This is a genomic window from Serratia sp. CY81684, from assembly GCF_052166595.1.
GTDB classification, from domain to species: domain Bacteria; phylum Pseudomonadota; class Gammaproteobacteria; order Enterobacterales; family Enterobacteriaceae; genus Serratia; species Serratia nematodiphila.
In genome coordinates this window covers 143,103-157,021 of the sequence record NZ_JBJNOO010000005.1, presented here as the reverse complement: position 1 = coordinate 157,021, position 13,919 = coordinate 143,103, and the positions used below count along the sequence as shown (strand labels likewise).

The following is a 13,919-nucleotide window of genomic DNA, read 5'->3' as shown; positions in this document are numbered from 1 at the left end:
GAAGGAGAGCGGGCGGCTTTCGGCATGATAATTGAGGAGTATATGCAGTATTGGGGAAAACTGCTCGGCGTCATCGTCGCCATCTGGTCTGGCGCGGGATTCTGGGGTGTAGTTCTGGGGCTGATTATCGGTCATATGATCGATACGGCGCGCAGCAACAAGCGCAGCCGGGGGTTTTTCACCGACCAGCAAACGCGGCAAACGCTGTTTTTCCGCACCACTTTTCAGGTGATGGGCCACCTGACCAAATCCAAAGGGCGCGTCACCGAGGCGGATATCCAGATCGCCAGCCTGTTTATGGATCGCCTGCAGCTGCACGGCGAAGCGCGCACCGCGGCGCAGCAGGCGTTCCGCGAGGGCAAACAGAGCCAGTTCCCGCTGCGTGAGACGCTGCAGCAGTTCCGCAGCATCTGTTTCGGCCGCTTCGATCTGATTCGGATGTTTCTGGAAATTCAGATTCAGGCGGCGTTTGCCGACGGCTCGCTGCACCCGAACGAACGTCAGGTGCTGTATGTCATCGCCGAAGAGCTGGGCATTTCGCGCGCGCAGTTCGATCAGTTCCTCAGCATGATGGAGGGCGGGCGTCAGTTCGGCGGCGGTCAGCAGGGCGGGTATTCGCAGGGCGGCTATCAGCAGGCTCAGCGGGGCCCGACGCTCGACGATGCGTGCAAGGTGCTCGGCGTGCGCAGCAGCGACGATGCCGCCACCATCAAACGCGCTTACCGCAAGCTGATGAGCGAACACCATCCGGATAAGCTGGTGGCGAAAGGCTTGCCGCCGCAGATGATGGAAATGGCCAAGCAGAAAGCGCAGGAGATTCAGGCGGCGTACGACCTGATCAAACGCGAGAAAGGTTTTAAATAAGCGATGAAAGCGGGCCCGGTATGCCGGGCCCGTTTAATATGTGGTTCAGAAATCCGGCTCGGCGCGAAAGTGCATCGGCGTCTGGAAGGCGGGGTGGGTGATGCGCAGCTCTTGCGCATGCAGCTGTAGCCGTGGCGCCATCGCCTTAGCCTCCGGCGGGGCGTAGAAACCGTCGCCGAGGATCGGGTGCCCCAGCGCCAGCATGTGCACCCGCAGCTGATGCGAGCGGCCGGTGATCGGCGTCAGCTTTACGCGCGTGCTGCCATCGGCGTCTCGCGACAGCACCAGATACTCGGTTTGCGCCGCTTTGCCGGTGTCAAAACACACCTTTTGCAGCGGCCGGTTCGGCCAATCGCAGATCAGCGGCAAATCCACCAGTCCTTCGTCATGTTCCATATGCCCCCAAACGCGGGCGATATAGGATTTCTTCGGCTCGCGTTCGCGGAATTGACGCTTCAGCTCACGCTCGGCGGCCTTGTTGAGCGCCACCACGATCACCCCGCTGGTGGCCATGTCCAGCCGGTGCACCGATTCGGCGGCCGGATGATCGGCCTGAATGCGGGTCATCAGGCTGTCTTTGTTTTCCGGCGCGCGGCCGGGCACCGACAGCAAGCCGCTGGGCTTGTTGACCACCATGATGTGTTCATCCTGATACAGGATGTGCAGCGGGTCCTGCGGGGGATTGTAGGGTTCCATCTTGGCTCCGCGAAAAGGGCCGAACGGGGAGACGGTTGCCTCCCCATGTCGCGCCGGTTACTGGTGGGTGACCACCACCAGACGAATGGCGTCCAGGCGCCAGCCGGCTTCATTGAGGTTGGCCAGCACCTGACGGCGGTTGAACTCCAGCGCTTCGACTTCGTCGTCGCGGATGTTCGGGTTGACCGCCTTCAGCGCTTCCAGACGCGCCAGCTCGGCGCTCAGCTTGTCGTCCGCCTCTTGCTTCGCCTGTTCGATAAGCGTGCGCGCCTGCGCTTCCACCAGGCTTTCCGCCTGCTGCAGCATGGCGTGCACGTCTTGCTGCACGGCATTGACCAGCTTGCTGGAGGTGTGGCGGTTGACCGCGTTCAACTGGCGGTTGAAGCTTTCGAACTCGACCTGCGCCGCCAGGTTGGTGCCCTTGCGATCCATCAGCATGCGGATCGGCGTCGGCGGCAGGAAGCGGGTCAGCTGCAGGTGCTTCGGCGCCTGGGCTTCCACCACGTATACCAGCTCAACCAGCAGGGTGCCGACCGGCAACGCTTTGTTTTTCAACAGGGACACCGCGCAGCTGCCGGTATCGCCGGACAGGATCAGATCCAGGCCGTTGCGGATGATCGGGTGTTCCCAACTGACGAACTGCGCGTCTTCGCGCGACAGCGCCCGATCGCGATCGAAGGTGACGGTGCAGCCGTCCTGCGGCAGGCCTGGGAAGTCCGGCACCAGCATATGGTCGGACGGCGTGAGCACGATCAGGTTGTCGCTGCGATCTTCCTGATTGATGCCGACGATGTCGAACAGGTTGAGCGCGAAGCCCACCAGGTTGACGTCGTTATCCTGCTCGGCGATGGCGGCGGCCAGCGCCTGGGCTTTGTCGCCGCCGTTGGAGTGCATCTCCAGCAGGCGATCGCGGCCCTGTTCCAGCTGCGCTTTCAACTGGTCATGCTGCTGGCGGCAGGCGTGGATGAATTCGTCCAGGCCCTCCTGCTCGGTCGGCGCGGCCAGATAGCCGATCAACTGCTCGTAGCAGCTGTCGTAGATGGTGCGGCCGGTTGGGCAGGTGTGTTCGAAGGCATCCAGCCCTTCGTGGAACCAGCGGCCCAGCACCGCCTGCGCGGTGTGCTCCAGGTAAGGCACCATGATTTGGATATCGTGCATCTGGCCGATACGGTCCAGACGGCCGATACGCTGCTCCAGCAGATCCGGGTTGAACGGCAGATCGAACATCACCAGCTGGCTGGCGAACTGGAAGTTGCGGCCTTCGGAGCCGATCTCGGAACACAGCAGCACCTGTGCGCCTTCCTCTTCGGAAGCGAAGTAGGCGGCGGCGCGGTCGCGCTCGATGATCGACAGCCCTTCGTGGAACACCGCGGCGCGGATCGCTTCACGCTCGCGCAGCACCTGCTCCAGCTGCAGCGCGGTGTCGGCTTTGGCGCAGATCACCAGCACTTTTTCGTTGCGGTTGGCCAGCAGGTAATCCAGCAGCCACTCGACGCGCGGATCGAAGTTCCACCAGGTGGCGTTTTCGCCTTCGAATTCCTGATAGATCTGCTCCGGGTACAGCATGTCGCGCGCACGGGCTTCGACGGATTTTTTGGCGCCCATGATGCCGGAGACTTTGATCGCGGTCTGATATTGGGTTGGCAATGGCAGCTTGATCTGGTGCAGGTTGCGGTGCGGGAAGCCCTTCACGCCGTTACGGGTGTTGCGGAACAGCACACGGCTGGTGCCGTGGCGATCCATCAGCATCGAAACCAGCTCCTGACGCGCCTGCTCGGCGTTGTCGCCTTCGCTGTTGGCGGCCTTGAGCAGCGGCTCGATGTCCTGCTCGTCGATCAGCTCGCCCAGCAGGTTAAGCTTGTCGTCGGCCAGGCGTTCACCGCTCAGCAGCAGGGTGACGGCGTCGGCCACCGGACGGTATTTCTGCTGCTCGGCGACGAACTCGCCGTAGTCGTGGAAACGGTTCGGGTCGAGCAGGCGCAGGCGCGCAAAGTGGCTCTGTTGACCGAGCTGTTCCGGGGTGGCGGTCAGCAGCAGCACGCCGGGGATATGCTCGGCCAGCTGTTCGATCACCTGATATTCGCGGCTCGGCGCCTCTTCGCTCCAGGCCAGGTGGTGCGCTTCATCGACCACCAGCAGATCCCACTGGGCGTCCGCCAGCTCTTCCAGGCGCTGCTTGTTGCGGCGCACGAAGTCCAGCGAGCAGATCACCAGCTGTTCGGTCTCAAACGGGTTGCTGCTGTCGAGCTTGGCTTCGGCGTAGCGGCTGTCGTCGAACAGCGAGAAGTAGAGGTTGAAGCGGCGCATCATCTCCACCAGCCACTGGTGCTGCAGCGTTTCCGGCACCACAATCAGCACGCGCTCGGCGCGCCCCGCCAGCAGCTGCTGGTGGATGATCATGCCGGCTTCGATGGTTTTGCCGAGGCCGACTTCGTCCGCCAGCAGAACGCGCGGCGCATGGCGCTGGCCGACTTCATGAGCGATGTGCAGCTGGTGCGGGATCAGGCTGGCGCGCATGCCGCGCAGGCCGGCGAACGGCAGGCGATACTGCTCGCTCTGGTATTTGCGGGCGCGAAAACGCAGCGCGAAACGGTCCATGCGGTCGATTTGGCCGGCGAACAGGCGATCCTGTGGTTTGCTGAAGGTCAGCTTACTGTCCAGCAGCACCTCGCGCATCGCCACGCCGCTTTCCTGAGTGTCCAGGCGGGTGCCGATATAGGTCAACAGACCGTTTTCCTCTTTCACCTCTTCCACCTGCAGCTGCCACCCCTCGTGGCTGCTGACGGTATCGCCCGGGTTGAACATCACGCGGGTGATCGGCGAATCGTTTCTGGCATAGAGGCGGTTTTCACCGGTGGCGGGGAAAAGCAGGGTAATCATGCGCGCGTCCAGCGCCACGACGGTTCCCAATCCTAATTCGCTTTCCGTGTCGCTGATCCAGCGTTGACCAAGAGTAAAAGGCATATATTGTCGGCTCGATTCTTTGTAAGTAAGTCTTGTTACCGGGCGGGAAGGGCCGCGGCACCTGTACTGAACGTCTGCTAATCCCGGTTTGTTTTAAATTTGGCGGGCAATAGCCGTTCACGCCATGCAGACGTCGCGAGACGGCAGGGCTAAGCGTGGTTCAGTTTTGGGAAGGGCGCTATGGTAATGGAAGGCGGCGCGTTCGTCACCTGCAAAACCCGATGATTTTTCTTAACCTGGCGCAATCTCAAAACAGCCCCATTTGCCCGGTGACCAGCGTGGTGAAATCGTCGTGCAAGAAAGGGAGTATAGCGTCTGCCACCGGTTGCAGCTGGCGTTCGAGGTAATGCTGATAGTCGATGGGCGAATGGCGGGTTTCCAGCGGTTCCGGCCCGGCCACGGTCATCACGTAGCTGATCCAGCCGCCGTTCTGATACTGCAGCGGCCGCCCCTGTTGGCGGTTGTAGTCGTCGGCGATGCGCGCGGCGCGGGCATGCGGCGGCACGTTGCGCTGATAGTCGTCGAGCTTTCTGCGCAGCCGCTTGCGGTACACCAATTGATCGTCGAAGTCGCCGTTCAGGGTTTTGCCGACGTAGTCGCGCACATAGTCCTGGTAGGGCTGTTGTTTGAAGATGCGCTGATAGAGCTGCTGCTGGAACTGCTGCGCCAGCGGCGTCCAGTCGGTGCGCACCGTTTCCAGCCCTTTGTACACCATCTCTTCCTGGCCGTCGGCGCGCGCGATCAGGCCGGCGTAGCGTTTCTTGCTGCCCTGCTCGGCGCCGCGAATGGTCGGCATCAGGAAGCGGGAATAGTGGGTTTCGAACTCCAGCTCCAGCGCGTTCTCCAGCCCGAACTGCTGCTGCAGATGCTGCTGCCACCAGGCGTTGACCCGCTGCACCAGTGCCCGGCCGATCTGCGCCGCCTGTTGCTCGTCATGCGGCTGTTTCAGCCACACGAAGGTGGAGTCGGTGTCGCCGTAAATCACCTGATAGCCTTCGGCTTCGATCAGCTCGCGGGTTTGGCGCATGATCTCGTGGCCGCGCAGGGTGATCGACGACGCCAGCCGCGGATCGAAGAAGCGGCAGCCGCTCGATCCCAGCACGCCGTACAGCGCGTTCATGATGATCTTCAGCGCCTGCGACAGCGGCTTATTGTGCTGGCGTTTGGCGGCCTCGCGCCCCTGCCAGATCTGTTCGACGATCGCCGGCAGGCAGTGTTTACTGCGCGAGAAGCGGGCGTTGCGAAAGCCGGGCACCGAGTCGGCGTCGCTTGGGTGGCGCATGCCTTCCACCAGCCCGACCGGATCGATCAGGAAGGTGCGGATGATCGACGGATACAGGCTTTTATAGTCCAGCACCAACACCGAATCGTACAGGCCGGGCCGGGAGTCCATCACGAAGCCGCCGGGGCTGTGCTCTTCCGGCTGTTCGCCGAGGTTGGGGGCAACAAAGCCCAGGCGATGCATGCGCGGCATATAGAGGTGGCTGAAGGCCGCCACCGATCCGCCGCTGCGGTCGGCCGCCAGCCCGGTGACGGTAGCGCGCTCCAGCAGGAAGTTGAGCAGGTCGGCCTTGGCGAAGATGCGCGTCACCAGCTCACAGTCCTTCAGGTTGTAGCGAGCCAGCGCCGGCTTGTCTTCGGCGAAGCGCCGGTCGATCTCCGCCATGCGTTGATAAGGATTGTCGATCGCCTTGCCTTCGCCCAGCAGTTCCTGCGAAACGTATTCCAGGCTGAAGGAGGGAAAGTTCCAGGTGGCGGATTTCAGCGCCTCGATGCCATCGATGATCAGGCGGCCGGCGGCGGCGGCGAAAAAGTGATTCTGCTTGAAGCCGTGCTCGCGCCACTCCAGCAGGTTGCCGCCGCGCCCCAGCCGCAGCGGGATTTGGTAGCGCTCGGCGTGCTTCTGCAGCACCCGCAGATCGAACTGCACCAGGTTCCAGCCGATGATGGCATCGGGATCGTGCCGCTCCAGCCAGGCGTTCAATCGCTCCAGCAGCTGAGGGCGGCTGGCGCAGTACTCCAGATCGAAATCCAGCGGCGCATCGCCGCCGTTGGCCGGCCCCAGCATATAGACCTGCCGCTGGCCGCAGCCTTCCAGCGCGATGGAGTAAAGCTCGCCGTGGGCGGTGGTTTCGATATCCAGCGACACCAGTTTTAGCGTTGGGCGGTACTCTGGCGCCGGCTTCATTTGGCAGCTGAGCAACGGCCCATTGCCGTCGCCCTGGCCGTTGAACCATACCGGCGCGGTGATGAAGCGTTCCATCAGGTAGCGCTCGGGTGGGCGAATGTCGGCCTCGTAGACCGCAACGCCGCCTTCCCGCAGCAGTTTTTCCAGCTTGATGAGCTGACGGTGCTGGCGGCAGTACAGCCCCAGCATCGGCCGGTGATGAAAATCCGTCAGCGCCAGCGGTTTCAGTTCGACTTGCCGCTCTTCCCGCAGCAGCAGTTCCGCGCGCTGCCTTTGTTCGGCGGGGATAAACGCCACCGAGGTTTGCGGCGGCAGGCGCAGCTGACGCGGGCCGGCGTCGGTCGCCAGCCAGAATTCGACCTCGGTGCCGGCGGGCGTGTCGCGCCAGTGGCGAGTGAGCAGGAAACCCTGTTGCAGTGCTGTCATAACCCCTTCGTCTTCCGCCGGGCGGCGGGCGCGACATTCAGCGAGATGTCGGTTTTGGCGCTAATATAGATAAATTATAGTATGGGTTTTTATACAGTGATTGTCCATTGCCGCGCGGCGTTGCCAAATACGCATACAATTGATCGATTGACTCGTCTGCGGCGGCACTGGAAAATCCTCCGCCCGTTTGGCCCGAATAATCCACAGAGGTGTAATGGAAGCCTATTTACAAGATTTGATCACCCAGTCACTGGCTTTCACCCTGATGGTCGTTCTGCTGGTCGCTTTTCTGGAGTCGCTGGCGCTGGTGGGGCTGTTGCTGCCCGGCACGGTGATGATGGCCAGCATCGGCGCGCTGATCGGCAGCGGCAAGGTGGACTTTTACTACGCCTGGGCGGCGGGCATCGTCGGTTGCCTGCTCGGTGACTGGATCTCCTATTTCGTCGGCCGCGCGTTCAAGGGGCCATTACACCGTTGGTCTTTCCTGAAGAAAAACAAGGCGCTGCTAGACAAAACCGAGCACGCCTTGCACCAGCACAGCATGGCGACCATTCTGATCGGCCGTTTCGTCGGCCCGACGCGCCCGCTGGTGCCGATGGTGGCCGGGATGCTCGATCTGCCGCCGTACAAGTTCGCGCTGCCGAACATCATCGGTTGCCTGACCTGGCCGCCGGTTTATTTCTTCCCCGGCATTCTGGCGGGCGTGGCGATCGATATTCCCGCCGGCGCCGACAGCGCGATGTTCAAGTGGCTGCTGCTCGCGGCGGCGTTGCTTGTCTGGCTGGCGGTATGGTTGAGCTGGCGCTGGTGGCGTGAGGGTAAGCGCAGCGCCGATCGGCTGAGCCGTTGGCTGACACCGCTGCGGCTGCGCGTGGTGTGCGGATTGAGTTGGCTGGCGGCACTGGCGGCCGGTTATGCGCTGAGCCAGCAGCCGCTGATGCCGGTGTATCGCCACCTGCTGTGGAAGGTGCTGTCCGGGCAATGATTGCGGGGGCATTAGCCCCCGTTCGCCTTACTGGAAGAACGCTTCCAGCTGTTCAAATACCCGCACGTCTTCGCTGTGGCGCTTCACCCGCAGCACGTCTTCCAGCTTTTCCACCTGGCTTATCATTTGTTCCAGCCGCTGATCGTCGGCGACCAATAGCCAAATGCGGCTCTGTTGGCCGTCTTTCAATGGCAGGCACAAAATGCCTTCGACGTTGAACGCGCGGCGGGCGAACAGCCCGCAAACGTGCGACATCACGCCGGGATGGTTACGCACGGCCAGCTCCAGGATCACCTGGGGTTTATCTTGTGGTTGCAGCATGGCTTATTCTCCAATCATGTCGATGTTGGCGGCGCCCGGCGGCACCATCGGGAATACTTTTTCGTTGATATCGATCAGCGCGTGGATCAGGCAGGGGCCCGGGCGTTGGATCGCCTCGGCCAGCGCCGCCTGCGGATCTTCCGCGGCGTTCAGATCGCAGGTATCCAACCCGAATCCGGCGGCGATCTTCAGGAAGTCGGTGCGCTTCGGATAGGCGGCGGCGAAGATGCGCTGTTGGTAGAACAGGGTTTGCTGCTGGTGCACCAGCCCCAGCGCCTGGTTGTTCATCAAAATGATTTTCACGTCCAGATCGTGCTCGACCGCTGTGGCCATTTCCTGAATGTTCATCATCAGGCTGCCGTCGCCGGAGAAGCACAGCACTTTGCGCTTGGGCTCCGCCAGCGCCGCGCCGATCGCCGCCGGCAGACCGAAGCCCATGGTGCCCAGGCCGCCCGACGTCAGCCACTGGCGCGGCCGGCTCAGCGGATAGGCCTGCGCCACCCACATCTGATGCTGGCCTACGTCGGTGGTGATAATAGCGCTGTCGTCCACGCAGCGCGCGGCGGCCAGCACCAGGCCGTAATGGCTCAGCGGATCGTCGGCGTTCGGCATGTTGAACGGGAATTCGCGCTTCAGGTCGTTGACGGTGTTCAGCCATTCGCTGCGCGGCTGCGTGTCGATCTGCGGCAGCAGCTGTTGCAGCACCTGGCCGACGTCGGCATGGATCGCCACGTTGGCCTGTTTGACCTTGCCCAGCTCGGCGCGGTCGATATCCACATGAATGATGGCGGCGTTAGGGCAGAACTGCTCGGTTTTGCCGATCGCCCGATCGTCGAAGCGCGCGCCCAGCACGATCAGCAGATCGGCCTCCTGCAGAATGAAGTTGGTGCTGCGCGCGGCGTGCATGCCCAGCATGCCCAGTGACAGCGGGTGTTCCACCGGCATCGCGCCCAGCGCCATCAGCGTCATGGTGGTGGGCAAACCGGCGCGCTCGGCCAGCTCCAGCGCCTGCCGGTGAGCGTCGGCGCAGATGATGCCGCCGCCCAGGTAGAGGATGGGGCGTTTCGCCTGATTGATCATCGCGGCGGCCTGCGAAACCAGCGCCGGATCGAAGCTCGGGGCGGCGTCCGGCACGGCGATCGGCGGCAGCTCTTCCAGGGTGATGGTGGCGGTTTGCACGTCTTTCGGCACATCGATCCAGACCGGGCCGGGGCGGCCGGACTCGGCGATGCGGAAGGCGTCGCCAATCACCTGCGGCAGTTCGCGGATATCGCGCACCAGGTGGTTGTGCTTGGTGATCGGAATGGAAATGCCGTAGGTGTCCACTTCCTGGAAGGCGTCGGTGCCGATCATCGAGGAGGGCACCTGACCGGTGATGCACACCAGCGGAATGGAGTCGAGTTTGGCGTCGGCGATGGCGGTGACCAGGTTGGTGGCGCCCGGCCCGCTGGAGGCGATGCACACCGCCGCCTTGCCGTTGGCGCGCGCCATGCCTTGCGCCATAAAGCCCGCGCCCTGTTCGTGGCGCGCCAGCACGTGGTGAATGCGGGTGCTTTGGCTCAGCGCGTCATACAGCGGCAACGCGGCGCCGCCGGGAATGCCGGCGACGGTGGTGATGCCCTGACGCTCCAGCAGATGAACGATCAATTGTGCGCCGGTGAAGCTGGTGCCCGGTTGAGGCGTGCCCGAAGTTGCCATGTTCCTGTCCTTTCTCAAGGCCGGTGAGCTTTTCTGGGCAGGGTGCTAAAACAAGAAACCCCGCCCGGTTTGCGCCGGCGGGGTTTGGGAATCGATGCGTTGATTCGGACCCTACGGCGCATTGCCGACGACCACCACCACACGCACGACGACCACCGCGGCTGGTAGCGCGGTAACTAGTAGGGTCGAAGTCAGCGAGGATGCGATCACAGGGAACCTTATCATCAGTAAAAAAAGTCAGGTTTTTATAAAAACACAGGCGCAAAATTCGCACAACAGGTTTATTGGCGCAGCATAAAAAACGCGCGTCAGATCACGCTTTGCCCGAAATGCCCAGCACGCGCGCTTCGGGCGCGCTGCCGTCCAATAGGGCCTGCGTCGGGCCATCGTAATAGATGCGGCCGTCGACCACCAGCAGCGTGCGCGGCGCGATGCGTGCGGCGTCGTCGAGGTTGTGCGACACCATCAGCAGCGTCAGGTTGCGCTGTTCGCATACCGTCTGCAGCAGTTGCAGCATCTCGTTGCGCAGCGCCGGATCGAGCGCCGAGAAGGGCTCGTCGAGCAGCAGGATCGGCCGTTGGCGAATCAAACAGCGCGCCAGCGCGGCGCGCTGACGCTGGCCGCCGGAAAGTTGCGACGGCAGGCGCTCCAGATGCCCTTCCAGACCGACCTGACGGGCGATCTGCGCCCGCTGTTGGCGCTGCTGTTCAGTCAAGCGCAGTCCGGGATCCAACCCCAGCCCGATGTTCTGCGCCACCGTCAGATGCGCGAACAGGTTGTTTTCCTGAAACAGCATCGACACCGGCCGCTTGGCCGGCGGCGTGGCGGTGTGGTCTTCGCCGTTCAGCAGCAGCCGGCCGCTGGCCGCCGGCAGAAAACCGGCGATCAGGCTCAGCAAGGTGCTTTTACCGGCGCCGCTGGGGCCGAGCACCGCGACGCGCTCGCCCGGCTGGATGCGCAGATCAAAGCGCATCGGCAGGTGTTCATACAGGTAGGTCAGTTTTTCAAGCGTCAGCATGGCGGCCCGGTAAGCGTTCGATCAGGGTAAACAACAGGAAGCACAGCAGCAGCAGCAGCAGCGCGGTCACCGCCCCGTCGTTGCTGCGGTAGGCGCCAATCTGCTGATACAGGTAAAAAGGCAGGGTACGGAAATGCTCGTTGCCAAACAAGGCGACCACGCCGAAGTCGCCGATCGACAGCACGCAGGCGAAGGCCAGCGCCTGTGCCAGCGGGCGGCGCAGGGCGCGCAGCTCAATCAGCCGCAGCCGTCGCCAGCCGCGGATATCCAGCGACAGGCACAGCGGGTTGTAACGTTCGGCGAGGTCGCGCATCGGGTTCTCCAATACCTTTAGCGCGTAGGGCACCGCCATCAGCGCATTGGTGAGGATCACCAGCGCATAGGGCGACTGCGGTAACCCCATTGTATCGCTCAGCAGCAGGAAGAAGCCGGTGGCCAGCACGATGCCCGGCATCGCCAGGATCACCATGCCGCTGAGCTCCAGCGCCTGGCCGCCGCGCAGCTGTTGCCGCAGTTTTAGCTCACGGCTGCTCCACAGCAGCATCATCGTGAGCGCCACGCACAGCAGCCCTGCGCCGAGGGCGATGCGCAGCGACGTGAACAGCGCCTGCCACAGCACCGGCTGGCGCAGCACGCTGACCATGGCCTGATTGGCGCCGTCGGCGATCACCGCCAGCAGAGGCGGCAGCAGCAGCAACAGCGCGGCGGCGATCAGCAGAAAATCGCCGACGCGTCGCCACAGGCTGTCATCCGGATTGCGCCAGCGCTGGGCGTGGGTATGCCCCACCGGCAATGCCTGGCTCAGGCGCTGACTGATCAACACCAGCCCGAGACAACAGCCCAGCTGGATCAGCGCCAGCATGGCGGCACGCCCCAGATCGTAGTCGTAACTCAGCGCCTGGTAGATCGCCAGTTCGATGGTGGTGGCCTGTGGCCCGCCGCCCAGCGACAGCACGGTGGCGAAGCTGGCGAAGCACAGCATGAAGATCAGCGCGCCGCTCGGCAGGATTTGGCGGCGCAGCGCCGGCCATTCGACGAAGCGGAACTGCTGCCAGCCGTTCATGCCCAGTTGGGCGGCCAGCTGGCGCTGCTCCACCGGAATGTTCTCCAGTGCCTGCAGCAACAGGCGGGTGGCCAGCGGCAGGTTAAAGAACAGGTGCGCCAGCAGAATGCCCTGCAGACCGTAGGGCGAGAAACCATACCCGACGCCCAGCCAGCCGCACAGCGTCGCCAGCCAGCCCTGGCGCCCATAGACGCTGAGCAGGCCGAATACCGCTACCAGCACCGGCAGCACCAGCGTCATGGCGCACAGCCGCAGCAACAACTGCCGGCCGGGGAAACGGCGGCGATAGAGCGCGCGCGCCAGCAGAATGGCGGGCAGCACCGAAATCAGCGCCGACAGCAGCGCCTGCAGGAAGGTGAAGCGCACCACGTGCCACAGGTAACTGTCCTGCCACAGGCTGCGCCAGTCGCTGTCCGGCGCGTGACGCCACAGTGATCCCAGCGCCAGCGCGGCGACGAGCAGGATCAGCCCGGCGGCCAGCAGCCCCGGCCAGAGCCAGCGGGGGATCAGCGGCTGACGGCGGTTTGCCATGCCCGGATCCAACCGCCGCGTTGTGTGGCCACCTCTTCGGCGCTGTATTGCAGCGCGGTCTGCGGCACGTTCATCTGCTCAAAACCGACGGGCAGCGGGGTGTTGATCACCGGGTACATCCAGTTGCCGGTCGGGATGGTGTTCTGGAATGCCGGCGTCACCATGAACCGCATGAAACGCTCGGCCAGCTCAGGCTGTTTGGCGGCTTTCAGCTTGCCCGCCACTTCCACCTGCAGGTAGTGGCCTTCGCTGAACGTGGCGGCGGCGTAAAGGTCTTTTTTCTCTTCGATCAGGTGGTAGGCGGGAGAGGTGGTATAGCTGAGCACCAGATCGCCTTCGCCTTTCAGGAACAGGCCGTAGGCTTCGCTCCAGCCTTTGGTGACGGTCACGGTCTTCTTCGCCAACTGCTGCCAGGCGGCCGGCGCCTTGTCGCCATACACTTTTTGCATCCACAGCAGCAGGCCGAGCCCCGGCGTGCTGGTGCGCGGATCTTCGTAGATCACTTTCCAGTTGCGGTCGCTGCTGACCAGCTCCTGCAGGCTTTTCGGCGGGTTCTTCAGTTTTTCTTTGTTGTAGACGAAGGCGAAGTACCCGTAGTCGTAAGGCACGAAGGTCGCGTCCTGCCAGCCGCCCGGCACCGTCAGCCTGGCGGTATCGACGCCGCTCGGCGCGAACAGGCCGGTTTGCTGCGCCGCCTGCAGCAGGTTGTTGTCCAGCCCCAGCACCACGTCGGCGGCGCTGTTCTTGCCCTCCATGCGCAGGCGGTTCAGCAGCGAGACGCCGTCTTCCAGCGCCACGAACTTCAGTTCACAGTCGCATTCGGCCTCGAAGGCTTTTTTCACCGCCGGGCCAGGGCCCCAGTCGGCGGCGAAGGAATCGTAGGTGTAAACCGTCAGCGTCGGCTTGGCGAACGCCGGCGCGGCGCACAGCAGCAATAAGCAGGGCAGATATTTTTTGACCACGTTGCACTCCTGAAAAATAAGGGGGCAAGGGCATCTGAGGGGGCGAGGCGGCGTCGCCGGTTCGCTGGGCTCAAATCCCTCCGCCGGTATTGACCGGATCAGGTTCGACGGGTGTGCTCTCAGCGGAAAATCAGGCTTATTACGCGGCCCGGCTCTCCGCACCCCGTTGAGACGGCGCTATTGTAAAGATTAACCGACTTGGG

The 13,919-nt window shown here is 63.2% G+C and carries 11 protein-coding genes and 1 riboswitch; of the genes, 2 read left to right on the top strand and 9 right to left on the bottom strand.

Annotation, left to right across the window (positions count from 1 at the left end; translation table 11 throughout):
• Positions 1 to 42: 42 nt before the first annotated feature.
• Entirely contained in the window at positions 43 to 864 is an 822-nt protein-coding gene (djlA, locus tag ACJ8QF_RS18740; RefSeq protein ID WP_015376627.1) for a co-chaperone DjlA, read from the top strand.
• A 45-nt stretch (positions 865 to 909) separates the two neighbouring features.
• Here djlA and rluA read toward each other — a convergent pair whose 3' ends face one another.
• The 3 genes from rluA to ACJ8QF_RS18725 all read right to left on the bottom strand — a co-directional run bounded on the left by rluA (position 910) and on the right by ACJ8QF_RS18725 (position 7,138).
• A complete protein-coding gene (rluA, locus tag ACJ8QF_RS18735; RefSeq protein ID WP_004932866.1) occupies positions 910 to 1,560 on the bottom strand; it encodes a bifunctional tRNA pseudouridine(32) synthase/23S rRNA pseudouridine(746) synthase RluA in 651 nt (216 codons plus the stop codon).
• A 57-nt stretch (positions 1,561 to 1,617) separates the two neighbouring features.
• Complete coding sequence (gene rapA, locus ACJ8QF_RS18730; protein ID WP_015376629.1) at positions 1,618 to 4,524, bottom strand: RNA polymerase-associated protein RapA; 2,907 nt, start codon at positions 4,522 to 4,524, stop codon at positions 1,618 to 1,620.
• Positions 4,525 to 4,771: 247 nt separating this feature from the next.
• Entirely contained in the window at positions 4,772 to 7,138 is a 2,367-nt protein-coding gene (locus ACJ8QF_RS18725; RefSeq protein ID WP_442537753.1) for a DNA polymerase II, read from the bottom strand.
• 214 nt (positions 7,139 to 7,352) lie between these two features.
• On the opposite strand from ACJ8QF_RS18725, the gene ACJ8QF_RS18720 reads away from it, so the two are divergent.
• A complete protein-coding gene (locus ACJ8QF_RS18720; protein ID WP_044029706.1) occupies positions 7,353 to 8,123 on the top strand; it encodes a DedA family protein in 771 nt (256 codons plus the stop codon).
• Between the two features lie 27 nt (positions 8,124 to 8,150).
• Here the strand turns inward: ACJ8QF_RS18720 and ilvN are convergent, their stop codons facing one another.
• From ilvN to thiB, 6 genes are all read right to left on the bottom strand, one after another.
• Entirely contained in the window at positions 8,151 to 8,444 is a 294-nt protein-coding gene (gene ilvN, locus ACJ8QF_RS18715) for an acetolactate synthase small subunit (protein ID WP_033641839.1), read from the bottom strand.
• Positions 8,445 to 8,447: 3 nt separating this feature from the next.
• Positions 8,448 to 10,142 (bottom strand): acetolactate synthase large subunit, encoded by a 1,695-nt coding sequence (gene ilvB, locus ACJ8QF_RS18710; protein ID WP_044029704.1) that lies wholly within the window; start codon positions 10,140 to 10,142, stop codon positions 8,448 to 8,450.
• 111 nt (positions 10,143 to 10,253) lie between these two features.
• On the bottom strand, positions 10,254 to 10,367 hold the full coding sequence (gene ivbL / locus ACJ8QF_RS18705; protein WP_154747116.1) for an ilvB operon leader peptide IvbL: 114 nt from the start codon (positions 10,365 to 10,367) through the stop codon (positions 10,254 to 10,256).
• An 88-nt stretch (positions 10,368 to 10,455) separates the two neighbouring features.
• Complete coding sequence (gene thiQ, locus ACJ8QF_RS18700; RefSeq protein ID WP_442537752.1) at positions 10,456 to 11,160, bottom strand: thiamine ABC transporter ATP-binding protein ThiQ; 705 nt, start codon at positions 11,158 to 11,160, stop codon at positions 10,456 to 10,458.
• Positions 11,147 to 12,754 carry a thiamine/thiamine pyrophosphate ABC transporter permease ThiP gene (gene thiP / locus ACJ8QF_RS18695; protein ID WP_342578760.1) on the bottom strand — a complete coding sequence of 536 codons (1,608 nt, stop codon included), beginning with the start codon at positions 12,752 to 12,754 and terminating at the stop codon, positions 11,147 to 11,149. Before thiP ends, thiQ begins: the two co-directional genes overlap by 14 nt.
• Complete coding sequence (gene thiB / locus ACJ8QF_RS18690) at positions 12,730 to 13,716, bottom strand: thiamine ABC transporter substrate binding subunit (RefSeq protein WP_044029701.1); 987 nt, start codon at positions 13,714 to 13,716, stop codon at positions 12,730 to 12,732. Before thiB ends, thiP begins: the two co-directional genes overlap by 25 nt.
• Positions 13,717 to 13,773: 57 nt before the next feature.
• Positions 13,774 to 13,892: riboswitch (TPP riboswitch) on the bottom strand.
• Positions 13,893 to 13,919 lie beyond the last annotated feature (27 nt).